At 37.7% G+C, this 24,708-nt stretch carries 26 protein-coding genes, 1 tRNA gene and 1 rRNA gene; 12 read left to right on the forward strand and 16 right to left on the reverse strand.

The window, feature by feature from the left end; translation table 11 throughout:
• A 16S ribosomal RNA gene (locus tag EM808_RS09335) occupies positions 1-110 on the reverse strand; the annotation flags it as partial.
• Positions 111-743: 633 nt separating this feature from the next.
• Between EM808_RS09335 and EM808_RS09340 the strand changes: the two genes are divergently transcribed.
• The 6 genes from EM808_RS09340 (at position 744) to EM808_RS09365 (ending at position 5,355) form a co-directional block, all read left to right on the forward strand.
• Positions 744-1,436, forward strand: a complete 693-nt coding sequence (locus EM808_RS09340) for an MgtC/SapB family protein (protein WP_182102008.1) — start codon at positions 744-746, stop codon at positions 1,434-1,436.
• Positions 1,437-1,552: 116 nt separating this feature from the next.
• A tRNA-Ala gene (locus EM808_RS09345) sits at positions 1,553-1,628 on the forward strand.
• A gap of 258 nt (positions 1,629-1,886) precedes the next feature.
• On the forward strand, positions 1,887-3,086 hold the full coding sequence (locus EM808_RS09350; RefSeq protein WP_127737948.1) for a saccharopine dehydrogenase family protein: 1,200 nt from the start codon (positions 1,887-1,889) through the stop codon (positions 3,084-3,086).
• Positions 3,087-3,096: 10 nt separating this feature from the next.
• On the forward strand, positions 3,097-4,236 hold the full coding sequence (nspC, locus tag EM808_RS09355) for a carboxynorspermidine decarboxylase (RefSeq protein WP_127737949.1): 1,140 nt from the start codon (positions 3,097-3,099) through the stop codon (positions 4,234-4,236).
• Between the two features lie 118 nt (positions 4,237-4,354).
• On the forward strand, positions 4,355-5,140 hold the full coding sequence (locus EM808_RS09360) for an SDR family NAD(P)-dependent oxidoreductase (RefSeq protein WP_127737950.1): 786 nt from the start codon (positions 4,355-4,357) through the stop codon (positions 5,138-5,140).
• Positions 5,141-5,154: 14 nt separating this feature from the next.
• A complete protein-coding gene (locus EM808_RS09365) occupies positions 5,155-5,355 on the forward strand; it encodes a ChaB family protein (RefSeq protein ID WP_127737951.1) in 201 nt (66 codons plus the stop codon).
• Between the two features lie 58 nt (positions 5,356-5,413).
• On the opposite strand, the gene EM808_RS09370 is transcribed toward EM808_RS09365, so the two are convergent.
• Together EM808_RS09370 and tlp are read right to left on the reverse strand one after the other, a co-directional pair.
• Positions 5,414-5,848: a VOC family protein gene (locus EM808_RS09370; RefSeq protein ID WP_127737952.1), complete on the reverse strand. Its 435-nt coding sequence runs from the start codon at positions 5,846-5,848 to the stop codon at positions 5,414-5,416.
• 114 nt (positions 5,849-5,962) lie between these two features.
• Positions 5,963-6,196, reverse strand: coding sequence for a small acid-soluble spore protein Tlp (tlp, locus tag EM808_RS09375; protein WP_127737953.1), 234 nt, complete (start codon positions 6,194-6,196; stop codon positions 5,963-5,965).
• 167 nt (positions 6,197-6,363) lie between these two features.
• On the opposite strand from tlp, the gene EM808_RS09380 reads away from it, so the two are divergent.
• Positions 6,364-6,690, forward strand: a complete 327-nt coding sequence (locus EM808_RS09380) for a FlxA-like family protein (protein WP_127737954.1) — start codon at positions 6,364-6,366, stop codon at positions 6,688-6,690.
• Between the two features lie 38 nt (positions 6,691-6,728).
• Here the strand turns inward: EM808_RS09380 and EM808_RS09385 are convergent, their stop codons facing one another.
• Together EM808_RS09385 and EM808_RS09390 are read right to left on the reverse strand one after the other, a co-directional pair.
• The gene (locus EM808_RS09385; RefSeq protein WP_164849618.1) at positions 6,729-8,447 is read right to left on the reverse strand and encodes an ATP-binding protein; all 1,719 of its coding nucleotides are present in this window, start codon (positions 8,445-8,447) and stop codon (positions 6,729-6,731) included.
• A gap of 264 nt (positions 8,448-8,711) precedes the next feature.
• Positions 8,712-9,710 (reverse strand): zinc-dependent alcohol dehydrogenase family protein, encoded by a 999-nt coding sequence (locus EM808_RS09390; protein WP_127738340.1) that lies wholly within the window; start codon positions 9,708-9,710, stop codon positions 8,712-8,714.
• A gap of 144 nt (positions 9,711-9,854) precedes the next feature.
• Here EM808_RS09390 and EM808_RS09395 point away from each other — a divergent pair, with 144 nt between their 5' ends.
• Positions 9,855-10,637 (forward strand): SDR family oxidoreductase, encoded by a 783-nt coding sequence (locus EM808_RS09395; RefSeq protein WP_127737956.1) that lies wholly within the window; start codon positions 9,855-9,857, stop codon positions 10,635-10,637.
• Positions 10,638-10,798: 161 nt separating this feature from the next.
• Positions 10,799-11,542, forward strand: coding sequence for an NADPH-dependent oxidoreductase (locus EM808_RS09400; protein ID WP_127737957.1), 744 nt, complete (start codon positions 10,799-10,801; stop codon positions 11,540-11,542).
• A 33-nt stretch (positions 11,543-11,575) separates the two neighbouring features.
• Here the strand turns inward: EM808_RS09400 and EM808_RS09405 are convergent, their stop codons facing one another.
• From EM808_RS09405 to EM808_RS09430, 6 genes are all read right to left on the reverse strand, one after another.
• Positions 11,576-12,805 carry a sensor histidine kinase gene (locus tag EM808_RS09405; RefSeq protein WP_127737958.1) on the reverse strand — a complete coding sequence of 410 codons (1,230 nt, stop codon included), beginning with the start codon at positions 12,803-12,805 and terminating at the stop codon, positions 11,576-11,578.
• A gap of 12 nt (positions 12,806-12,817) precedes the next feature.
• Positions 12,818-13,489, reverse strand: a complete 672-nt coding sequence (locus EM808_RS09410; RefSeq protein WP_127737959.1) for a response regulator transcription factor — start codon at positions 13,487-13,489, stop codon at positions 12,818-12,820.
• A 162-nt stretch (positions 13,490-13,651) separates the two neighbouring features.
• Positions 13,652-15,799, reverse strand: coding sequence for a glycosyltransferase family 39 protein (locus EM808_RS09415; RefSeq protein ID WP_127737960.1), 2,148 nt, complete (start codon positions 15,797-15,799; stop codon positions 13,652-13,654).
• Positions 15,796-16,224 (reverse strand): GtrA family protein, encoded by a 429-nt coding sequence (locus EM808_RS09420; protein WP_127737961.1) that lies wholly within the window; start codon positions 16,222-16,224, stop codon positions 15,796-15,798. Before EM808_RS09420 ends, EM808_RS09415 begins: the two co-directional genes overlap by 4 nt.
• Positions 16,221-17,192 carry a glycosyltransferase family 2 protein gene (locus EM808_RS09425; protein ID WP_127737962.1) on the reverse strand — a complete coding sequence of 324 codons (972 nt, stop codon included), beginning with the start codon at positions 17,190-17,192 and terminating at the stop codon, positions 16,221-16,223. The genes EM808_RS09420 and EM808_RS09425 overlap by 4 nt, the downstream gene beginning before the upstream one ends.
• Before the next feature lie 169 nt (positions 17,193-17,361).
• Complete coding sequence (locus tag EM808_RS09430; RefSeq protein ID WP_127737963.1) at positions 17,362-17,739, reverse strand: type III secretion system effector protein; 378 nt, start codon at positions 17,737-17,739, stop codon at positions 17,362-17,364.
• A 154-nt stretch (positions 17,740-17,893) separates the two neighbouring features.
• Between EM808_RS09430 and gsiB the strand changes: the two genes are divergently transcribed.
• Entirely contained in the window at positions 17,894-18,265 is a 372-nt protein-coding gene (gene gsiB, locus EM808_RS09435; RefSeq protein ID WP_127737964.1) for a glucose starvation-inducible protein GsiB, read from the forward strand.
• A 67-nt stretch (positions 18,266-18,332) separates the two neighbouring features.
• Here gsiB and EM808_RS09440 read toward each other — a convergent pair whose 3' ends face one another.
• Genes EM808_RS09440 through EM808_RS09455 form a run of 4 tightly spaced genes read right to left on the reverse strand, consistent with a single transcriptional unit; the run spans position 18,333 to position 20,593 of the window.
• Positions 18,333-18,602, reverse strand: a complete 270-nt coding sequence (locus EM808_RS09440) for a hypothetical protein (protein WP_127737965.1) — start codon at positions 18,600-18,602, stop codon at positions 18,333-18,335.
• Positions 18,602-19,315: a pirin family protein gene (locus tag EM808_RS09445; RefSeq protein WP_127737966.1), complete on the reverse strand. Its 714-nt coding sequence runs from the start codon at positions 19,313-19,315 to the stop codon at positions 18,602-18,604. The genes EM808_RS09440 and EM808_RS09445 overlap by 1 nt, the downstream gene beginning before the upstream one ends.
• A 26-nt stretch (positions 19,316-19,341) precedes the next feature.
• Positions 19,342-19,947: an alpha/beta hydrolase gene (locus EM808_RS09450; RefSeq protein WP_127737967.1), complete on the reverse strand. Its 606-nt coding sequence runs from the start codon at positions 19,945-19,947 to the stop codon at positions 19,342-19,344.
• A 34-nt stretch (positions 19,948-19,981) separates the two neighbouring features.
• Positions 19,982-20,593, reverse strand: coding sequence for a flavin reductase family protein (locus tag EM808_RS09455; RefSeq protein ID WP_127737968.1), 612 nt, complete (start codon positions 20,591-20,593; stop codon positions 19,982-19,984).
• 338 nt (positions 20,594-20,931) lie between these two features.
• Here EM808_RS09455 and EM808_RS09460 point away from each other — a divergent pair, with 338 nt between their 5' ends.
• Positions 20,932-21,837 (forward strand): HD-GYP domain-containing protein, encoded by a 906-nt coding sequence (locus tag EM808_RS09460; protein WP_127737969.1) that lies wholly within the window; start codon positions 20,932-20,934, stop codon positions 21,835-21,837.
• Positions 21,838-21,852: 15 nt separating this feature from the next.
• Positions 21,853-22,173: an 8-amino-7-oxononanoate synthase gene (locus EM808_RS09465; protein WP_127737970.1), complete on the forward strand. Its 321-nt coding sequence runs from the start codon at positions 21,853-21,855 to the stop codon at positions 22,171-22,173.
• Positions 22,174-22,768: 595 nt separating this feature from the next.
• On the opposite strand, the gene ade is transcribed toward EM808_RS09465, so the two are convergent.
• Complete coding sequence (ade, locus tag EM808_RS09470) at positions 22,769-24,502, reverse strand: adenine deaminase (RefSeq protein WP_127737971.1); 1,734 nt, start codon at positions 24,500-24,502, stop codon at positions 22,769-22,771.
• Between the last annotated feature and the right edge of the window lie 206 nt (positions 24,503-24,708).

The following is a 24,708-nucleotide window of genomic DNA, read 5'->3' on the forward strand; positions in this document are numbered from 1 at the left end:
TCACCCGTCCGCCGCTAACTTAAAAAGCAAGCTTTTTAAGTCCGCTCGACTTGCATGTATTAGGCACGCCGCCAGCGTTCGTCCTGAGCCAGGATCAAACTCTCCGATAAAGAGTAAGATTAGCTCATTGCTAAACTCTAGCTTTTGTTACTTGTTTTGTTTCTATAACGAAAGTTATAAAAACGATTATTGTTGACGTTTGTTTGTTCAGTTTTCAAAGAGCAATTTTTCTAATTGTTACCGCTTGTTTCAGAAGCGACTTTATCAATTTACCATATCAATTAGTTAGTGTCAACAACTTTTCAAAGTTTTTTATTTCGTTTAAACTCTTTTGTTGAGGACGAGATATAATATACCATGTAGAAATTTATTAAGCAATAGCTTTTTTTGTTTTTTTATTAAACTAATCAATTTTTCTTTCTCAAGCTTCATTTCCTAACAAATACTGTAACAAAGAAAGTAATAAGATTTTATTTATATTAATAAGAAATACTAATAAATAAAATGCAACTATCGATTGCAATTCCAACCTTACTATATGAAGATATAGAAAATCCTTTCCTTCATTCCATGTTTCTAAATCCTTATTATTGGTTATATATAGGCTACCTAATGGACCGATTAATCTAATAGTAATACATCCAATTATGCCTACTACCTAAAAATACATAACGAAGCAAAAACATAAATAAAAGAACTTTCCATTACATATTTATTTAAGAAAGACTTTCACAGGAGGTATTATGCTTATCGACATCGACTTCTTAATAAAATTAGGAATATCTACAGGACTTGGCTTAATAATCGGATTAGAAAGAGAAATAAAAAGAAAACCTGTCGGCTTGAAAACAAGTCTTGTTATCAGCATTGTCAGCTGCCTGTTGACAATTGTTTCAATAGAATCTGCCTACAAGTTTCCTGGAAGTGACCATGTAAACATAACAATGGATCCCCTTCGCCTCCCTGCTCAAATAGTATCTGGTATTGGGTTTTTAGGTGCTGGCGTTATTCTTCGTCGAGGAAATGACAGTATATCAGGTCTAACAACCGCGGCTCTTATCTGGGGGGCCGGCGGTATTGGCATTGCAGTGGGTGCAGGGTATTATTTAGAAGCACTCGCAGGCGTTACTCTACTATTAGTGAGTGTAAAGTTTGTTCCTTTCATTATGAGTCTTATTGGTCCTAGACAGTTACGTGAAAAAGAAATTAAAGTAAAGCTCAAGGCAACAGAAAAAGAGGATGTTACAACAATCATTGATTCTATCCGCCAATTGAAGGCTGGGATTAAAAACTTACGCATAAAAGACTTAGAAACAGGTGAACATTCTATTAACTTGATCCTGATTGTTGATCAAAAAAGAGAGCTGACTGAATTTTATAAAGATATCTCAGGTATTAGTGGCGTTAGGGAAATTGAGATAGAAAGCTTGAACTAACCGTTCCTAGGCTAAAGATGATGGTTTGTCCTCCTCTTCTTTAGCCCTTTATCTTATTTGTTTTATTTATTGCATTCTTGCTATTTGCATGTATAATATAAATTAACATCAAATATGGGGGCTTAGCTCAGCTGGGAGAGCGCTTGCATGGCATGCAAGAGGTCGTCGGTTCGATCCCGATAGTCTCCACCAATATACATAATTTCAAAGGCATTTGTTTGGTTGCTTATAAAGCATTCCATGCAAATGTCTTTTTTTGCGTCTTTTTATGTTTCTACAAGTATATCCATCCCTATTAATCACACACTAATCAATATCAAAAATTTCCAACATAATAAGTGTAAAAAATATTTATATTTTGTCGGATTTTATGGATTATTTGTCGTACATTCTGTATAATCATGCTTATTGAATTTTTTCAATATAGTTAGTTAAAGGAGGTTTTTCATTTTGGGTAAGGCATTAATTATTGGTGCTGGCGGTGTGGCAAGTGTTGTTGCACATAAATGCTGCCAAGTACCTGATGTATTTGAAGAAATTTGTATTGCAAGCAGAACACTTTCAAAATGTGAAGCGCTTAAAAATAAATTAGACGGTGGCAAAACGAAGGTTTCTATTGCTCAAGTCGATGCAGATAAGACAGAAGAAGTAATTGAATTAATCAATAGCTTCAAGCCAGATGTAGTAATTAACGTGGCATTGCCATACCAAGACTTAACAATCATGGATGCATGTCTTGCAACTGGAGTTCACTACCTGGATACAGCTAACTATGAGCCACCAGAAACTGCTAAGTTCGAATATAAATGGCAATGGGATTATAAACAAAAATTTGAAGAAGCTGGCTTAACTGCACTTTTAGGCAGCGGATTTGATCCAGGAGTAACTGGTGTATTTACTGCTTATGCACAAAAGCATCATTTTGATGAGATTCACTATATTGATATCGTTGATGCTAATGGCGGTGATCACGGGTATCCATTCGCTACAAACTTCAACCCAGAAATTAATATTCGTGAAATTACAGCAAATGGCCGTTATTTCGAAAACGGTGAGTGGGTAGAGACTGCACCACTTTCTGAGAAGAGAGAATATGATTTGGCAGAAGTTGGACCAAAAAACATCTATCTTCTATATCATGAAGAATTAGAATCTTTAGCTGTTAACATTAAAGGCGTGAAAAGAATCCGTTTCTGGATGACCTTCTCTGACAACTACTTGAACCACCTTAAAGTTCTTGAAAATGTCGGCATGACATCTATCGAGCCTATTAACTATGAAGGCAAAGAAATCATTCCTTTGCAGTTCTTGAAAGAATTGCTTCCAGATCCTGCTTCTCTTGGACCTAGAACGAAAGGAAAAACTAACATTGGCTGTATCATCCAAGGAATTAAAGACGGTAAGCCAAAAACTTACTATGTATACAATGTATGTGACCACCAAGAATGCTACAGAGAGGTTGGCTCACAAGCAATTTCTTATACAACAGGTGTTCCAGCAATGATCGGTGCAATGCTTATCATTAAAGGACAATGGAAAAAGCCAGGCGTATACAATGTGGAAGAATTCGATCCAGATCCATTCATGGATGCATTGAACAAACACGGATTGCCATGGCAGGAGAACTTCTCTCCAACTCTTATAGATTGAGAGGAAAGAAATGAAAAACATTGAATTTGATAAAGTACCATCTCCTAGTTATGTAGTGGACGAGCGTCTTCTTAAGAAAAACTTGGAGACATTGAACTATGTTCAAGAAAAAACTGGTGCTAAGATTCTCCTTGCATTAAAAGGATTTTCGATGCACTCTGTATTTCCACTTGTTTCAAAGTACCTTACAGGAGTAACTTCAAGCTCTTTGTTTGAAGCTAGATTAGGTTTTGAAAAGATGGGAAAAGAGGTTCATTCTTATGCACCAGCATATATGGACAGCGAGTTCGATGAACTGATGATCTACACGGACCATATTGTTTTCAATTCCTTTGCACAATGGGACCGTTTTAAAGATAAAGTAAAAAATGCTGACAAGAAAATTGATGTCGGAATTCGTATTAATCCAGAGTACTCTGAGATTGAAACAGAACTCTATAACCCATGTGCTCCGTATTCAAGATTCGGTGTTACACTGGATAATTTCGATGCTGATCGTCTTGATGAAATTGATGGCCTTCACTTCCATACAATGTGTGAGCAAAACTCCGACACTTTAAAGAGAACACTTAAAGTAGTTGACGAGAAGTTTGGCGAACATATTAAAAAGGTCAAGTGGCTGAATCTTGGCGGTGGTCATCATATTACAAGACCAGATTATGATATCGAAACATTAATTGAATGCATACTTTACTTAAAAGAAAAATATGATGTCGAAGTTTATCTTGAGCCTGGTGAAGCAATTGCTTTAAATACCGGCTATCTTGTGAGTACTGTTCTTGACGTTATGAAAAATGGAATGGATTTGGCTATTCTTGATACTTCAGCTACATGCCATATGCCTGATGTTCTTGAGATGCCATACAGACCTAATATCATCGGTGCTGGAATGCCTGGTGAACATGAATACACATACAGACTTGGTGGAATGACTTGCCTTTCAGGAGATGTCATCGGTGACTACTCCTTTAAAGAGCCATTAAAGCCTGGTGATAAAATTGTGTTCTGCGATATGGCTCATTATACAATGGTGAAAAATCATATGTTTAATGGTGTAAATCTCCCTTCTATTGTGTCATACAATGACGAAGAAGGAATTAAAGTCGTAAGACAATTTAAGTTTGAGGATTACAGTAACCGCCTATCATAAGAAAAAAACCCCTTCTCTAATTTAGAGAAGGGGTTTTTTCATGCATATTCCTCTATGAAAAGGGTAAGTGGAAAAAGATAATAACAAAAAACTAGTAACGTATAGGAGTGACAGAAAAATGAACCGAATGGAGAATAAAATAGCTGTCATAACAGGCGGTGCTTCCGGAATTGGAAAAGCCTCTGCCATTCGCTTAGCACAAGAAGGGGCAAAAATTACTATTATTGATAGAAATGCAGAAAGAGGCAAAGCTGTCATAAAAGAAATTACTGAATTAGGTGGAGAAGCGATATTTTGTCAAGCAGATATAACTAATGAAAAACAAGTAGCTGATGCAATGGCACAAACAGCTAAAAAATGGGGTACAATAACTACTCTTTTTGCTAATGCAGGTATTGTCGGAACAGTATCTCCTATTGAGCAGTTTTCAACAAAGGATTGGGCTGCTACCATTCAAAATAATGTAATTGGAACATTCGAAACCGTCAAACAAGCTATTCCCTATTTGAAAGATAATGGTGGTACAATCACCATTACCAGCTCTGTTAGTGGGAATCGCCGTTTTGCCCAAGAAGGATTCTCTGCTTACAGTTCCTCTAAAGCAGCAATTGCAGCATTTGCAAAAATGGCAGCAATTGAGCTGGCACAACACAAAATACGAGTCAATTCTATTTGCCCTGGTACTATCGATACCAATATTTTTGAATCTCTGCAGGAGTCAGAGATCGTGAATGAAATAAACTTCCCATTTGATATTCCGGAAAACGGGATACCTTTAAAGCAAGAGGCTGGAAAATCAGAGGAAGTAGCAAACCTATTCCTGTTTTTAGCTTCTGATGAAGCTTCCCACCTAACAGGCACGGAAGTATATGTAGATAGTGCCGAATCATTAATTAAAGGGTAAAGGAGGAGCAATAGATGCCATATAAAAATGTGAAGGATTTGCCTGAATCGGTACAGGATAACTTGCCACATCACGCTCAGGAAATTTTTAAAGAAGCATTTAATTCTGCCTTGGATGAATATCATAAAGAAGAAACTGCTTTTAAAGTGGCATGGAGCGCAGTAAAAAATAAATACCACAAGGATAATGACGGGAATTGGACAGCTAAGGATTAACATAATAACATGAAGACATCAGCTAAACGCTATTTAGGCTGATGTCTTTTTATTGATATTAGCTGTTTGTAAGCTTCCCTTCTGTGGACACTTGCCATTCAAATCCGTATTTATCCTCCACTTGCCCATATAAAGGGCTCCAAAATGTTTCCTGAAGCGGCATCTTTACCTTACCGCCCTCTTCTAAGGCCGCAAATACTCTTTTTGTGTCCTCCGGATCCTCCAAAATGATAGCAGTAGTCACATTAGTCCCTACCGAATATGGCATTCCCGGAAAATTGTCTGAAAGCATCAAGTCTATGTTTCCAACTTTCAGTTGTGCATTTAACACACGATTTTTCGCCTCTTCTGGCAATGGCTTTTCAGAATCTTGGGGCATATCACCAAAAAGCTGAACACTAATTACTTCAGCATTGAGTGCGTTCTTATAAAATTCCACTGCTTCTCTACCATTTCCGTTTAATACGAAATATGGATACATCGATTTAATCATGATCCCACTCCTTCTACTCTTAATAAACTCTAATATTCTCTCTTTAGTAGCAAATTCCCTCTATACCATCATTAAATTAGACCTCTAAAAGATTAGAGGTCTAAAAGTTACTGTTTATTGGTAACCATTTTCACGATTAGCAGCTTCATCTTTAGCTTCTTCTCGGAATGCATTAATCGATTCTTCTCTTCTACTGTTTTTAGCTTCTATATTAGCTCTTTCATCAGCTGATGCATTTGCCATTGTCTCTTCTGATTTTTCGATATTGTCTAATGTATTTTCAATCATATCTTGCAGCTTTTCTACATTATCTTCTCTGTTATCTGGATTTGGACGATTATTTGTCATGGATTTTTCCTCCTGTAATTTAAAATACTATAGTATTTTGTTTATTTCTTATTTTTTTATACACAGGTGAAAAATGTATTTAAACGAATCTTTCTCATTTATTAAGGGAAAATTCAGGTTGCACACCTATACTTTAATCATACATTCAACAGAAAGGAAGCAGCAAAATGGGTATACAGAATGTCTCAACAAGCAGCACGTATTTAAATACTACTGCAAAATCCTCAACAAGTAATAATAACGAATCTTCCCTTGAGAGCAAGAAGCAGCAATTGGAGAGGCAGCTTAGCAGGCTTGAGCAAAATCAACAGCTCTCAACAGAAACAAAGGAACAGCAGGTAAAAACAATCAAACAGCAAATTACGAAAATAGATGAACAATTAACTTCGTTGCAGTCATCATCAACAGCTTCATCGACTGCTACAAAGCAACAGGATACACTGTCTATAAGCAAGGAAGCATATGCTTTATTCGCAAAGAAAAATGTCAGCTAACAAAAAAAGGAAAAACATAAAATGTCTTTCCTTTTCCATTAACCTATAGTAGGAAGTGTTATTGTTATACACGTACCTAACCCTTCCTTGCTTTTAACGAACATCTGACCATCATTATCCTGCAATAGTCTATTGCAGACGGTCAAGCCAATCCCATTGCCTTTTTCTTTACTTGTATAATAAGGCTCCCAAATTCGGTTGAGAAGCTCTTTGTTGATGCCTTCTCCATTATCTATCACCCGAATTCTGACAGAGTCTGCTTTACAGTCTATAATCATCTTTACTTTTCCGCTGCCACTAGGTATTGCTTCAAGACTATTTTTCAACACATTTATAATTACCTGCTTAAAATGTGATTTTTCCATCGTAACAAAGGTGGGGTAATTTTGTCTGTCCTCAAGGATGATTTCCTTGTTCTGTTCAATTGCTAACGCCTGAAAGAGAAGCTTAATATTTTGCAGTTCAGCGAATGGTTGACTCCTTAAAGACTCATTTCTTGCAGCTGCGATTGCTTCGGGTTTGCCAAGGATGAGCAATTCCTTTAGCACATGATTGATACGATCTATTTCTTCTAATAGTATATCTTCGTAGCCTGTTTTATTGCTTTTTTCTTTCAGAAGCTGGATAAAGCCTCGTATAGTTGTTAATGGGTTTCTTATTTCATGGGCAACACTCGCAGCCATTTCACCAACCACTTTCAGCTTTTCAGAGGAAATGATCAACTGTTCATTTCTTTTTTGCTCTGTTATATCCATTCCGAAGTAAATGGTACGCCTACCTTCATTATTGAAGTTAAGCTCTTTTCTGCCCCATAATATATAATGTTTATCCCCGTTTACATCCAAGTATTTTTGTGGCTTTAACGTTTCCATACTAATCTCGTTCGTTATACAAGAATAAGGTTTGCCAAGAAGATCACTGCTGTCCCTTTTTAATAGCTCACATAAGGAATCATTTACTTTAATGATTGTCTCTCCATCCATTACTAGAAGATAATTCGGGTTTATATTCATGATTGCCTCTAGCTGCTCACTTTGCTTCAGCACTTCTCCATTCATTGCATTTATCTTGTATGACTGCATTTGAAAAAAACCAATAAATAATATGATGGCAGCAAAAATTGAATTAAAGCTTGAGTAATACAGCGGTATAAAAGCAAAACCACTTAAGTTACCGTTAATAAATATAAGAATAGCTGCAGTTACCAGCTTTACATAAAATTTTTTATCTGCAATGTCCCTTATTTTTGTTGTAATAAATAGCAGCAGGAATGTATTAAGATAGCCTAATACAATATTGACCATAAAAAACACATTTCCAACTCCATATACTGGCAACAGGTGAGAAGGAGACAATAGCTGGTCATCTCTCCATTTATACGATTCAATCCCAAAATCAATAAAGTTAATAATGTAGACTATAACAGTATATAGAAGGAATGTAACAAGCACTCCTTTGTTAATAAGCCATCTGTATTTTCTTAACTCATCATTTTTTCGTACTAAATAATAGGAGAAGTAATACATTATTGGCATGATGAAAATGGAACCACCTCTGAAAATACGAAAAAGTGTATCAATCCACTTAAGGGAAAGCACTTCATCTGCATAAAGGGTAGCAACATCCATTTGCCAAAAGGATAACATCCCTAAAAAGAGGGAAAGTGCTATAGCTAATCTAGTTTTTGAAAAAAACAGGACTGTCAGGGAAATAATGAGTGGAATTAATGCTACCATCATCAATAATATAAATTCCATCCTAGATCCCTCCTGTCCAATCCGCATGCTGTATAGTCAAATGATTACAGCTTTCCAATCGCAAATTTGCCATTTTCATACTAGTAATCAAAGCTGTATGGTAATAATTCATAGTCACTGTTTTTCCCCTATTCAAGTATTCACCTTATTTTACTATGAATTGGTTCGTTTGAGTAAAAAGTCTGATTTTTTTTCAGGAAAATTTCACAGACAAAAAGGAAACAAATATGGCTTGGTTCGCCCAGCCGCATTTGTTTCCTTTTCTCATTGCCATTTATTAATCAATGATATTTTGCCAATCGCCTTACCTGTTTCCAAGTATTCATGCGACCTGCCAGCCTCTTCAAATGAAAAATCCTTTTCATCAACTAACGGCTTAAGCTTTCCTGCTTCTACAATCTCTGCAATTTTTTGAAGAATAACTCCATGTTCCACCCTTTTTGTTTCGTCCAATATTTTTAAAAGCATAAAGGTAACATGTAAGGATAGACCTTTTGCATGCATTGGTGACAAATCATGTGTTGATCTTGCGGCAATGGCAAGGACTGTGCCATGGGTTGCTGCTGCCTGAAAGGATGTATCTAAATTCTTTCCACCAACAGTGTCAAACACAGTCTGAAATCCATTTCCTCCAGTATATTTTTCTACATACTCTTCAACTGTTTCAGTTTTATAGTCAATTACTGTGTCTGCGCCTAATGACTTTGCTATATTGGCTTTTTCCTCTGTGGAAACAGTTGTATAAACGTTAGCACCCTTCCACTTTGCAAGCTGTATTGCAATATGACCGACACCGCCTGTACCGCCATGAATTAATATATTTTGATTTGCAGCCAAATTTCCTTTTACAAAAAGCGCATCCCAAGCAGTTATGCTAACTAATGGCAAACATGCTGCTTGCTGCATCGTAATATTTTTAGGTTTTCGCGCTAATAATCGTACATCAGCAAGCATAAATTCTGCTAAGGCCCCGCCTGTCCCTTTAAAACCGCCGGCACAGCCAAAAACTTCATCGCCAACCTTAAAGCTTTCGACACCTTCGCCTACTTCTTCCACAATTCCTGCAACATCACCATGAAGAACAGCAGGCAGCTCCGGGGAAGCAGCTGGAACTGCCCCTGCTCTAATCTTTGTATCAATTGGATTTACACTTGAAGCCAGTACTTTAATAATTACATAGCCAGGTTTAATACTGGGCTTTTCCATTTCTACTTCACGAAATACAGAAGAATTACCATATGAATCTACAATCATTGCTTTCATCATTTATTACCTCTCCTCTCCCTTTTATTTTACAGAAAATTAAAAGGGAGAGGTACTCTTTCTGTATTGGTTTTAATTTCAAGTAAAAAGGTTATTAAGGAAGTACTTGCTAGCTTAATAAAAACAATTTTAGGAGGAATTATTATGAGTGATTTGTCAAACAAAGTGGCATTAATTACAGGTGCGGCATCTGGAATTGGGCATGCAGCCGCAATTTCTCTAGTGAAAAGCGGTGCAAAAGTAGCACTGCTCGACTTAATCCCTGAAAATTTAGAAGCTGTTGATAAAGAAATTAAGGAGCTTGGCGGTGAAGCCCTTATATTAGAAGCAAATATAGCAGATCCTTGTTCTATGAGCACTGCGATTGATTTTATTATCAACAAATGGGGACATCTTGATATTGTGTTTGCAAATGCAGGAATCAATGGAAGAGTCTCACCGATTGAACATCTCGCTCCAGAGGATTGGGACAAAACAATGCAAATCAATCTTAAAGGTACCTTCCTCACAATAAAATACGCCGTTCCTCATTTGAAAAAAAATGGCGGAAGCATCATTATTACCAGCAGCATTAACGGTAACAGAACATACTCCAGTTTTGGTATGTCCGCATACAGCACTTCCAAAGCCGGTCAAGTTGCATTTGGTAAAATGGCCGCATTGGAGCTCGCCAAGTATAAAATAAGGGTAAATATCATCTGTCCTGGAGCAATTGATACAAATATTGAAGAGAACACATTCCGTGAAGAGGAAAAACTGAAGGAAATTGCTATCCCAGTAGAATATCCTGAGGGAAGTCAGCCGCTTGCACAAAAATCTGGCGAGCCAAAACAGGTTGCAGATCTTGTCCTCTTCCTGAGCTCTGATGCCTCCAGTCATATTACTGGAACAGAAATTTATATCGATGGCGCTGAATCACTGCTTTAATAATCATTGGCTAAGTTTGCATTTACTCTGCATCCTTAGCCTTTTTATTTGTAAAACATATGAGAGGAGGATTTCCTGTCAATTATGCTACAATGTCATTACTGACTGCTTGGGAGAAGGTTTTCTTTCAAGTGAATATTCGGGTACAGGAGGTTAATTAAATGAATGAAGTAATAAAAACATTAACACAACATCGTTCTTACCGTAAATATGAAAATAAAAGAGTACCAAATGAAATGCTTCATGCTATCTTGGATTCTGCACAAGCTGCACCATCCTGGATAAACGGGCAGCATGTAACTGTCATAGTAGTAGAGGATCCTAAAAGAAAGGAAAAACTAGCAGAGCTTTGCGGTAATCAAAAGCATATTAATGAAGCACCTGTATTTTTAGTCTTCTGTATGGACTTCCACCGAACAGAGCTTTCAGCTAACCTGGAAAACTCTACTTTCGGTGCAGCAGATCAATCAGACCTGCTACTAGTTGGAGCAACAGATGCAGGAATTGCTTTGGCAAATGCAATAACAGCTGCTGAATCACTCGGATTAGGTACTGTTCCAATCGGAGGTATCAGAAGGAATGCTCCAGAAGTGATTGAGTTTTTACAGCTTCCTAAGTATGTAGTGCCTATTTCTGGTTTATGCATCGGTTTTCCTGCTGAAGATCCTGGTGTTAAGCCAAGACTTCCTAAAGAGGCTTATGTTCATAATGAAACCTATCATAATGACCAAACAGATGCATTAAAGGAATATAATGAAGTATTTAAGAAGTACTTACAAGAACGCGGCAGTGAACAAGCAAATTGGACAAACAGGGTTGCCAACTTTTATAAGCAGCCATATTATCCGAGCATTGGACCAGTGCTGCAAAAACAAGGCTTTCATGCAAAGGATTTGAAGGAATAAAAAAACATCCTCCTTAATCGGAGGATGTTTTCTTTACTGTCCAAGCTTCGGAAAGGTGATTTCAAAGCGTGTGCCTTTTTCCAGCTCACTGTCCACTCTTATCGTGCCTGAATGCTTGTCGATAATCCACTTTGCGATGGACAAGCCTAAGCCAGTTCCTTCTATATCTGTCCGTGATTGTTCGACTTGATAGAAACGGTTGAATATTTTTGAAATGTCCTGCTTTGGAATACCAATTCCGTTGTCTTTTACCTCTAATTCAATTGTATGAGCCTTAGCAGCGGCATTTATTGCAATTGTGCCACCTTCATCCGTAAACTTCATGCTATTATCAACGAGTATGACAAGCAACTGGTGTATTCGCTCTTTGTCACCAATCAGCTTGATTGGTGTAATTGTATCTGTATATATCCTTTTCCCTTGGAACTCTGCTATATCTGCATACTGGTCAATTACTTCTTGAATAAGAACATCTAAGGCAAATTCTTGCTTCGATATTTCCATCTGATTTGAATCAGACCTTGCAAGTGTTAATAAACTGGTAACAAGCTTATTCAGTCTTCGTGTCTCTTTCGAGATAACAGAGATGTCAATCGCCTTTTCCTGAATGGTGGCATCAGGTTCCTGGAACAGAAGATCTGTTCTTGATTGAATAACAGCTAACGGCGTTCTTAGCTCATGAGAAGCATCTGAAACGAATTGCTGCTGTGATTCCCATGATTTTTGAATTGGTACTAATGCTCGCCCCGCAAGGAAATAACCAGCTAGTATTGCGAAAATGCTACCCGCAAGCACACCTAAAGTCATAATGATAATCAATCTGTTCAGCATTGATTTTTCCGGATTGGTGCTGCGAATAAACTGAAAGGTTTCCTTTGTTCCATCCTCCATCTTAACTTTGACAGCAATAGTGTTATAACTGTAGCCGCTGACTGTCTGTTTCTCAACAATCCTATCGTAATCCTTTGGATAAAAATTCTCGAACTCACTTGCATAATTTATGATGTTTTGGGATATCGAATCTATCTCTTTATCTTCTGTCCATTTAATGAGGGAGATTTGCGGATCGCCCACTGGACCCCTTCCGACTTCCCTTTGATCTGGATGACTAACGGATTCCACCGCTTCTTCCAGTGATTTATTTATATCCTTATATATTTGCTTTTCTGTGTAATGATAAATCATCACACCAAGGACGACCATCAATAATATGAATACAAGCGAATTAAGAAAGGTTAACTTAATTCTTGTCTTTTGGAACATAGGTGTATCCCCTTATGCTTTCTTCAAAATATATCCAACACCTCGAACAGTTTGAATATCTTTATGATAAGCAAAATCTTCTAATTTTTTGCGAAGCTGATGAATGAATACTTCCACTATGGCGATTGTCGTATCAGAGTCAAATCCCCAAATACGGTCAAATATCTGTTCCTTCGTTAGAATTTTCCCTGTGTTTTGGATTAAATACTCCAGCAATTCATATTGCTTGACCGTTAATTTAATTGGAACACCTTTCACAAGCACATCATTTTCTTTTCCAGTCAGCAATATTTCATCATACTTAAGCCCTGCATCTATATCTAATGCTCCGCTTCTTCTAAGCAGTGCTTTAATTCTTGCCTCTAGCTCAGGAGCCTGGAACGGTTTGACTAAATAATCGTCTCCGCCGAATTCTAAGCCTTTAACCCTGTCCTCAAGCGAATCCTTTGCTGTTAAAAAAAGTACGGGTGTATTGACCTTTTCCTTGCGCAGTATTTGCACAATTTCAAAGCCATTCATATATGGTAGCATGACATCCAAGACGATTAAATCATATATGTTTTGCTGTGCAAAAAATAATCCGTCTTCGCCATTATCTGCAGTATCCACAGAATATTCCTTCTCCAATATCCCTTTTATGGATTCTAATAATGGCTTATTATCCTCCACAACTAGTAATTTCATCGTATTATATCTCCTTTGGCTTTTAAGTTTGGCATTTGCTAAGCTGATTCATTAGCATTATTTATAACATAAGCCCAAGTATAAATAAATACTATCATCTTGTTTTTGGCTCTATTTGAAAGAGAGAAAGCGATTCGCTTTGACGAATCGCTTTTCTTTTTATTACTTTTGGTACTCATACAAGGTTTGGCCCATGCCTCTCATATCTGATGCAGCAGTGCTGTCAGTAGTGTCTGTTGTATCTGAGGAATACTCACTGCTCGGTACCTCCACACAGTTTTCCTGTATCCACTCTGTAACTTCACTATTTCCTCCCATTCCTTGTCCGGATAGTAAGAAGTACTTAATTTCTCCTGCTTCTGCCATTTTTTCGAGCTCTTCTACTGTCGGAGCAGGATCAGAGCCGCCAAAACCACCCATTGCCATTACAGCATAGTCTGTGTTCAGCATGATGGAGTAAGCCGATTGAGCTCTCTGTACAGCAAGGAAGAATTTCTCGCCATTATAGTTGTCTTCCAAATAAGACATTAAGCCGGAGTCAATGCTTTCCATATCTCCTCCGCCGCCGCCCATGCGGCCCATTCCATCACTGCTATCATCATTTGCATCTCTACCAGGGAAACCAGATGGTGCATCTCCAGCATCACTTGGCATATTGCCCGACGGTATACCGCTTGGCATTTCGCCTTGCTGCATATTACCTCCAAAGGCACCCATGCCTCCGCCACCGCCTCCTGGTCCGCCCATTCCGCTAGTCGGTCCAGCAGTTGGTGTAGACTCATTGCCAGTCTTTGTGATAGTAATAGCTGTCCAATATATTGGCAGTACTAATAATGCCAATATACTTATCACAGCAATTGTCTCCTTAATAGTCGCACTTGATTTTCCAGCAATCAAAAGCATGAACAGGACAACACCTAATATGATGCCAACCCACATCCAAATGATCGATACAGACGAGCTGTTTTGATAAACAATTAACGCCTCGAAAAAGAAAGTGACAAGTATGCCAACAGGAAGCAGCCAGCTTTCCCATCCCTTTTCTTCCTTATAGAAATCCCATAATGTCGTAAAGCCGATACCGACAAGTGCGGCAATGGCAGGCCCCATCATACTCAAGTAATAATGATGGTAGAACAATGCGATGCTAAAGAATACGAACATAGGTGCAAGCCAGATGAACCAGAATGCTGCAAAATGATGCTTTATTGTATACTTTCTTGTTTTAATGAAGGACACGACTAGCCCTATGATTGCAAATAATACCAATGGAAGCAGCCAGCTGATTTGTCCAGACAACTCACTTTGGAATAAACGAAGCGGTCCTGCTTCCCCTGTATTAAACATACCAGATTGACTTGAACTGCCACCGTCGCCTTGCTGCCCACCACTAGGCATAGACGGAAGCCCTTCCTCACTTGTACTCGAACTGCTGTTTGCTGATGTACTAGTGTCATCTGTTTGCGTTTGTGTCTGAGCTTGCGGAGCTTGTGCACTTCCACCGCCTCCCATGCCAGAATCTTGACCAGTTAATCGCGATAGGCCGTTATACCCGAAGGCAAGCTCTAACACTGAATTTGTTTCACTTCCGCCCATATACGGTCTTTCGCTTTCAGGAGTCATATCGACGGCAAGTGCCCACGACAATGATATAACAAGAAGAAGTAGCGTTGATGCCGCTAAATGAATGATTTTTTTCCAGATTTTTATCTCTCTAGTTGCAAAGAAATAATAGAATGCAAATGCAGGCAATACCATATATGCTTGCAGCATTTTCACATTAAAGCCAACACCTACAAGAGCAAAACTTAATAGCAGCCAACCAAGCTTTTGCTTTTCAACAGCTTTCATTAACGCCCAGGCTGCCGTCATTAATGTGACAATCAAAATACTGTCAACATTATTCGTTCTGACTACAGCTACAAAAATCGGGGAGCATGCCAGTACTAAACTAGAAATAAGAGCTGCTGCTCTGCCGAATTTCGGTTTAACCATGATATATAACAGCCATACAGAAACGATCCCTGCCAATGCCTCAGGCAAAAGAAGTACGAAGTCATTGAAGCCAAAAATCTTGGCAAAAATCGCTTGAATCCATAATGCAACTGGAGGTTTATCAACGGTAATAAATCCGGCTGGATCGAAGGATACAAAGAAAAAGTTATGGAAGCTTGTCAACATACTTTTCACAGCTACAGAATAATAAGAATTCGTGCCAGCATTCTGCAGATTATAGAAGTTTAATCCAGCAGAAAACAGCAATATAGCGATTAAAAGGATATCAACTCTTCCCTTTGTCCAATTTTTCATATTTTTCTCCATTCTTTTTTATCTTGTATTTTGGTTAGCTCCGTTTTTTCCTTTGTAAAAACTAGCATTTTCGTTCCAATAAAATTAACGATTGTCCCAATTGCCGTCACTAAAAATTTACTTAAGAACAAGTTCATGCCTTGCTTTGAATAAAACAAATCAAGCAGGTACAAGGTGATGGATAATGTCACCACATTAACAGCTAAAAATCGCAGAAACTCACCTATACTTGCCCTCTTTGTCTGTTTAAAGGTCCATGTTCTGTTCACAAAATAACTGTTTAATACTCCGCATGAATAGGAAAGGATTTGAGCCACGAGAAAATTTGCGCCAACACCTGTTACAATCGCATAGACAATGAAATCAATGATTGTATTTATGGACCCTACAAGGCCAAACTTAATAAAAACCAGCCACTTCTTCATTTCAGCACAAACGGTTTAGCTGATGCCTGTTCATGCTGATAAATGTCCTTGACGATATAAAGCGGCCTGTTTTTTGCTTCGTCATATATACGTCCGATATACTCACCAATAACACCTAGCATCATTAGCGTAATCCCGCTAAAGAACAGCTGAATAACAATTATTGATGACCATCCCGTAACAGTCGTAGTCGTAAACAGCTTTTGATAAAGGACAATCAGCATATACACAAAGCCTATTACCGAAAGAAAAGCACCTAAATAGTTGGCTAGCTTCAATGGCTTATAAGAGAAGGATGTTATTCCATCTAGTGATAATTTAAGCATCCTTTTTAACGGATATTTCGTTTCACCGGCAAATCTTTCATCCCTCTCATACTCTACAGCCGTTTGCTTAAACCCGACCCAGCTAACAAGTCCTCTAACAAAACGGTTTTTTTCGTGAATATTATTCATTTGATCACACACTTTTCGGTCAATCAGACGAAAATCTCCTGTATCAATTGGAATATCAATTTCTGTCATAGCCCGTAATGTTCTGTAGAATGCTGATGCAGTCTGTTTCTTAAAGAAGGTTTCTCCCTTTCTCGCCGTGCGTTTTGCATATACAACATCATAGCCTTCCTTCCACTTTTGAATCATTTCGAGAATAAGCTCTGGCGGGTCTTGGAGATCTGCATCAATGATGACAATGGCATTCCCTGATGCATAGTCCATTCCAGCTGTAATCGCAATTTGGTGACCGAAGTTTCTGGAGAAATCAACAATCTTAATAGTTTTGTCCTGCTCACTTAGCTGCAGCAATATATCCACAGATTTGTCTCTGGACCCATCATTGATGAACAGCAGTTCATAATTTCCATCTGCACTTTGCATCACTGTTTTAAGTCTTTCATACGTATGTTCAATTACTTCTTCCTCGTTATAAACAGGAATAACAATAGAATAATCTACTTTTTCGTTCGTCATGAAATCACTCTTCCTTTCTATAAATCGCAACTTTGAAAGATGGTCCGAATGGAATAGCTTGATTCTAGCGAACGTTTCTTAATTAATCCTTAACTTATTAACAATATCTAGAAATAAAAAAAAGGCTCTATGCATGCTGTTTTTCCATGCATAAAGCCTTTTTTGTGTGTTAAATAACCTCAGGCAATATAAAATAATTTCTTAATTTGCTGTCCACATGTGCTTGCCATTGGTCTAAAGATACTCCAAGCTCATTAAGCAGCTTATAGGCATTTACCCATGCACTCATTTCAGCATTCACCCTGTAAGACCAGTCATTCAACCATTTATCATAATCTAAATCTCCATTAACATAATCCATTACATGGCCAATTTCATGTGCCAGTGCGTATGTATTTTCCAATGTAATTAAGAAAGGAATTGTTATATACATATTTGCATTAAAGCTAATTTTCTTATCTTCGTTATAAACGACCTTGCAGCCAAGCTGTTCTGCCTTTGCTACAACTTCCATAAATTTATCGATTGTAATCATAAATTTAATCATTTCCCCTTTAAGTAATGTCTATATAATTTGTATAAATAAATTATTACCAAACATTTCCGTAAAAATATTTTAGACTAATATGTTTATAGATGGTGAAATCGGCTATATAACCAATGTACAATTTATTAACTAAAAATTCTAAGGAGTGATTAACATGGCAGACAACAAAATGAGTCGAGAAGAAGCAGGTAAAAAAGGTGGACAAGCAACTTCAAAAAATCACGATAAGGAATTTTATCAAGAAATTGGACAAAAAGGCGGAGAAGCCACTTCCAAAAATCATGATAAAGACTTTTATCAAGAAATCGGGAAAAAGGGCGGAGAAGCCACTTCCGATAATCATGATAAAGAATTCTATCAAGAAATCGGGAAAAAGGGCGGAGAGGCTACTTCCGATAATCATGATAAAGAATTCTATCAAGAAATCGGCAAAAAAGGCGGAGAAGCCACTTCCGATAATCATGATAAAGAATTTTATCAAGAAATTGGTCGAAAAGGCGGCAACTCCACAAATAACAACAACTAATATTAGAATTATAACAAATTTGCAACTAAGAATAAACCCAAATGCTTTTGCATTTGGGTTTATTTCTTTATACCGGATATATTGTCTTATGGTCTGCAATAATCTGAATATTACCCGTATCTGTTTTTTCTACTTCGGCATCTGATGAGTAATACCAGGTTTTTTCGTTTTCCCCAACAACAAATAAATTTAATTCCTCTTTGAAAGCCAATAAGTTATCTAGCTCCTCTTGCTTGGCACCAGCAGTAATTAACCATTTTTCACCCTCTGGTGTGATAGTGTAATCCTCCGTTTGTAAAAACAGTCTGCTTCCAATAGCGTGGCGAATCATCAGCATTAAAGATCCCCTCCTGGTAAATCAATCAGCATGAAAAAGCAGTCTTCCTCTGCTTTAATATCCAAGGAAGAGAGATTTGTAATGCGAGCTGAGTCTTGTTTCCCAATGAGGTGTTCGTTGTTCAGATATGCCGCTCCACTAATCACATACACAAGAATTCTCCTGTCCTCTTCCTGATTGAAGTCAAGTGACTTACCTTGCTCCAGCTTGGATAAATAGATTGTTACATCTTGATGTATCATTGCTACTCCAGTACTTGCAGAAGGAGCTACCACTGGCAAGAGCTGGTTTGTTAACTGTTTTACATCGAATTTTACATCTTCATAGGACGGAGGAAGCTGTTTTGTATCTGGGAAGAACCAAAGCTGTAAGAATCTCCCCGGCTCTGTTTCAGATGGATTTATTTCGGAATGAAGGATTCCTGTTCCTGCTGTCATTCGCTGCACCTGGCCAAATTCAATGACACCACTGTTTCCAAGGCTATCTTCATGCTTAAGCTGTCCTGTAATCGCAATCGACACAACTTCAGCCTCTCTATGTGGATGTATTCCAAATCCTTTATTAGGCTGAATCGTATCATCATTTAATACACGCATCGGACCAAAACGAACATTGTCCGAATCATAATAATTTCCAAACGAAAAGCTAAAATGACTTTCTACCCAGTCATTGCTTGCAGAATGTCCGTCCTCTTTCTTAAACACGTTAATCATTTTAATACACCTCTTATCCCCTTGGATTATTTTTTACCTGCTAACCAAACGGCTGCTGCATCGACTTCTGATCTAGTCAATTGATGACCGTAATTCTCCCAATGCACCTGAACACTTGCACCAGCTCCTTCGAGCAGCTCTTTCAGCTCCTCTGATTCACTGCGCGGGCAAATTGGGTCGTTAGTGCCTGCAGAAATAAAAACAGGAACCTCATTTAAATCAGGCAATTCCATACCTCTTAACGGAACCATTGGATGGTGGAGAATCGCACCTTTTAAACTGTTTGCATAATGGAATAGGATACTTGCTGCAATGTTTGCTCCATTTGAATAGCCGACCGCTATAATATTATTACGGTCAAAGCCGTACTCATCTGCACTGCTGTCAAGAAAGTCATGAAGCTCCTTTGTCCGCTCCTTCAAATCCTCTATATCAAAAACCCCTTCTGCTAACCGGCGGAAAAAACGGGGCATACCATTTTCTAATACATTTCCTCTTACGCTAAGTACCGATGATTGTGGACTAATTAATTCTGCAAGTGGCAGCAAGTCTGTTTCTGTACCTCCAGTTCCATGGAGTAGTAATAATGTTGGCATTTGCTCGTTTGTACCTTTTTTAAAGATATGCTTCATATTTATCTCCTATCTAAGACATGATAATGTCTTTTTATTTTGGTCTAGTAATGGTGAACAGCTCTCCAAGCTTGCTGTAGTCATTTCCTGCAAGTCTGCTGACAGGCTTCAAAAGATGTGGATTAATTCTTCCATCCTTATATAAAGACTCCTCAATATGGAAGCAGACAGCTCTGCCCAAAATCAAATCACATGTTATAACACCATTGTCATCCTTAATTTCTACGATTTGCTCGAGTTTACATTCTATCCGTATTTTTGCCTCCTTGATTCCTGATACAGATATGACAGAACTTTCTGCAAGCGTCATTTTCGCAAGCTCAAGCTCACTTTCATCTGGAGGAAGATTTGCAGCAGTTTCATTAATTGCTCCAATATTGTCTTCATCGCAAATATGGATAACAAATTCATTGTTCTCACAGATATTTCTCGCTGTATCCTTTTGTTTGCCATCCTTTCTTTGAACAGCAACAGACAAAATCGGAGGATCAGAGGATACAATATTAAAGAAGCTGAACGGTGCGCCGTTTATAACACCACTGCTCCCTTTAGAAGTGACAAACGCAATCGGTCTAGGAATAACGCTTCCGATAAAGAACTTATACACTTCCTTAGCAGAAAGCGTACTTGGATCAATTGTTAACATACGATTCCTCCATTCTTTGACAAGCAGAAAACTTTATTTTTCTTAATTTTTTATTTTATCTTGAATTCGAGATAATCATACTACTTATAAATACCTTCTGTCAAGAATGAGTCGTTTATTCTAGTAAAAATAAAGAAAATTACACTATTTTTTCCTATTATATTTTGCTATCATTAATTTGTATAATTTTTACTCTGTTTCCATCAGAAAAACTACTCATTTAGACCTAATTTAATAACTTTTACCTATTACAATTACACTATATTTTAGATAAAATAAGGTATATTCTTAGAGTCTAGAAAAATAGCTTCTATTGTTAAAAGAGAGAGGGAAATAGTGTGGGAATTTTAAATGAAGGAGAGTTTATAGAAACAGTACATTTTAAGGGCTTACAGCTTTCTTTACTTGCAGCGGGTGACGGGACGGAAGTAATACATCATAAACTGCAGCCTGGATCAAGCTGGGCAATGGGTCCTGAAGAAGGCTGGGAAGGGCTGGAGTATTTTTTTATTGTTTCTGGCAAGCTAGTTTATCATAGGGATGAAATTTCCATTGTACTTAAAGCCGGACAATCCTTTTATGAAAGTCCAATTAAGGAATATACTATTTTCCATGCAGAAGAAGAAACAGAGTTTATTTATGTTACAAGCCAGCCAGTGTTCCATCACTATAGCCAACTTTCTAAAGAGTTGATGGAGTTAACCATTTCTATTGAGGAAAAGGACGGTTACACAAGAGATCATTGTGAGCGAATAAAGGACTATTCATTGTTTGTTGGTGATGCACTCGGTCTTAGTACAAAACGAACCACACGTTTAAATCTTGCCGCATTTTTCCATGATCTTGGAAAAGTCAAAGTTCCTTTAAATATACTGCAAAAACCTAGCAAGCTCACAGACGATGAATGGGAAATTATGAAGCTACATACTACATTTGGACGTGAATTATTAGCAGAAACAAAGATTCCCTTTTTTGCAGATATTGGTTTAATTGTAGAGCAGCATCATGAGCGGTATGATGGCAAAGGTTATCCGAAAGGGTTAAAGGGCGACGAGATTGCGATTGAAGCTGCTATTATTGCTGTTGTTGATTCTTTTGACGCGATGACAACGGACAGGGTTTATAAAAAGGGGAAATCGAAAGAGGAAGCCTTCGAGGAAATCATTAGGAACAGGGGTACAATGTATCATCCACTTGTGGTTGATGCTTTTATAGCATTAAAAGATAAAATAGAAAAATATTGAAGAGGAGAAGACATAATGAAAAAATTAATTTGGAGCTTACTGGCAATCATATTAATCGTTTCTTTGCAGGTAAAGCCTGCGGAAGCAGCTTATTTGCCAGAATATGATAAATATGTGGAAGTAACATATGATCAAGCACGACAAATTGCTGACCTATTAGGAATGAAGAATATTCCGCTTGGTGAACAAACAGCAAAACGCACTTTTGATGCACAAGAAAAAATCATTGCTAAAATTGAAAAAATTACTGGTAAAGAGTTCGATCATTATTATATTTGGCTGACTGTTGACGGAGTACCTGTTATTGGAATTGATCCGCCAATACCACAAGCATAAACCAAAAAGGACTTCGGGAAAAACCCGAAGTCCTTTTTTATTTAATTTAAACAAAGTGATAAAGTAGTTTTATCCATCCAAAAAAGGAAATCCACAGTGGTACGCTAAGTAAGACGCCCCATTTCAATCCAGTAAAAAAATTCGCTTGTTCTTCCATGCCATCCACCCCTTATTAGTAAGTGAGACCAGAATTAATGATTAGCTTACATCCATTATATACGAAAACGCTTTCATTATGTCTGTATTTATTATTAATATGACCCATTTTTTTGTTAAATAAACATCTGTACCTATATTTAGCTTGCAATGGTGCTTCTTACCAAATATATCGGCCTAGCCATTTCTTTTGTTAATAGGTCTTTTTCTCTATTGAGTGAAAACTTTTATTTTTTTTAATCGGAAAAGAAGCAATTACTATATTTTTTATTTTTTAATGGTTTGTTCATTATTTATTCATAATTACCTAGTAGAATAAATTTATGTTAAGAGTTTCCCCTCTTAAAATATATTTTTTTGATCCAGCTTTAAAAAAAGCTGGATCCTTTTTTTGTTTAAAAGCAAAAAAAACGAACATCTTGATGATGTTCGTTTCTACTTACTTATTTGCTTCTATATCTATATACGCAAATTGGCTGAAGTCAAACAGCCCTTTATCCGTAAGTTTTAATGTAGGAATAACAGACAAGGATAAAAAGGAAAGAGTCAGAAATGGATTAAAGCTGCTTTTCCCTCCAAGTTGCTTTACTTGTTTATTGAGTGCATTCATTTGCTGGTACAATGTTTCATAGCTTTGATCTGATATAAGACCTGCTATCGGTAATGGTAGGGAAGCAATTAATTGTCCTTCGGCGACTGCAGTGATGCCTCCATTAATATTTTTTAACTCCTCGATCGCAAGCATTATATCCTCATCATTTGTGCCAACTGCTACGATATTATGTGAATCATGGGAAATGCTAGTGGCAATTGCTCCTTTTTGGAAGCCAAAGCCCTTTACAATTCCACGTCCAATATTTCCAGTACGATGATGCCTCTCTACTACAACCAGCTTTAGTAAATCTTCTTCAATAGAAGGCTGAAAAATTCCGTCCTTTACCTGTACCTTCTCTATTAAATGCTCTGTCACAATACTGTTTGGTATAACTCCAATTACATGGCAGCCATCGGATTGAAGTGGCAGCTGCAACTCTTCTAGCTTAAATGGTGCATAATTTAATGCGGGAAGTGTGGAAGCTTCGTATGTCTGCTCTTTGAACTGCTCTAATTTCAGGTTGCCGTCTTCCACAATACATTTTCCATCTTTATAAACTTGCTTTATGGAGAGATCCTCAAGACTGTCAACAATTAAGAAATCTGCTTTAAAGCCTGGTGACACAGCACCGATTCCTTCCTGCTTGTAGCATTCAGCAGTATTAATTGTCGCCATTTGAATGGCTGTAATGGGATTTAGTCCTTCCTTTATGGCTAAACGAACGCAATGGTCTACACTGCCCTCATGTAATAAATCATCGATCAGTTTATCATCTGTAACAAACAGGCATCTGCGGGCGTTTTTTTCTGTAACGACTGGCAATAATGCTTTTAAATCTTTAGCGACTGTACCTTCCCTTATCATTAGGTACATCCCTAAATCCAGCCTGTCCTTGCCTTCTTTTAGAGTCGTTGCTTCATGATCGTTCCGTATACCGGCAGCACTGTAGACATTTAAGCTCTCTCGATCTATTCCGGCAGCATGACCGTCTATTATTCCATTGCTCATCTTTGTGAGGAGAAGCTTACTGACCATATCAGTGCTGGTGTTATAGACTGACGGAAAATCCATTACCTCTGCTAAACCAAGGACACGCTCATGCTTGAAGAATGGAGCCAAGTCATCTGCATACAAAGCGGCCCCGTTACTGTCATTCGGCACGGCAGGCACACAAGAAGGAAGCATAACACGAATATCAAGTGGCAAGCCTTCTGATTGGTCCAACATATATTGTATTCCCTTCGTTCCGGCAACATTGGCTATTTCATGGGGATCTGTAATCGCAGTTGTGACACCGTGCAGCAGTAGAACCTTTGCAAATTCCTGTGGTGTGAGCATGCTGCTTTCAATATGAACATGGCCATCAATCAATCCAGGAATAATGAACTTTCCTTTTGCATCAATGGAACTCTTTCCTTCGTAATCGCCAATTCCTGCAATCGAGTCATCGGATATTGCTATATCTCCCTCCATCAATTCTCCTGTAAATACATTTACTATAGAAGCATTCTTTATGACAAGGTCTGCCTTCTCCCTTTTCGCTGCTATTTTTAGTCTCTTTTCATATTTACTGCTCATACGTTTTTATGCCCCCTTCTTATTTTCACTTGCTTATTCCTATATGTATCTTTGTTACTTTCCATCATTAACGTGTTTTTATGGGGAAATGATTTGCAAATGGTATGGAAGAGTATGTGCTGGGTTTAATTGTTCAAACTAGAGGAGAAATGGTATTTCATACCGTTTTGAAATTATTTTTACTATTGTATTATAGTTCGAAGCAA

The organism is Niallia taxi (assembly GCF_004005475.1).
Taxonomy (GTDB): Bacteria; Bacillota; Bacilli; order Bacillales; family Cytobacillaceae; genus Niallia; species Niallia taxi.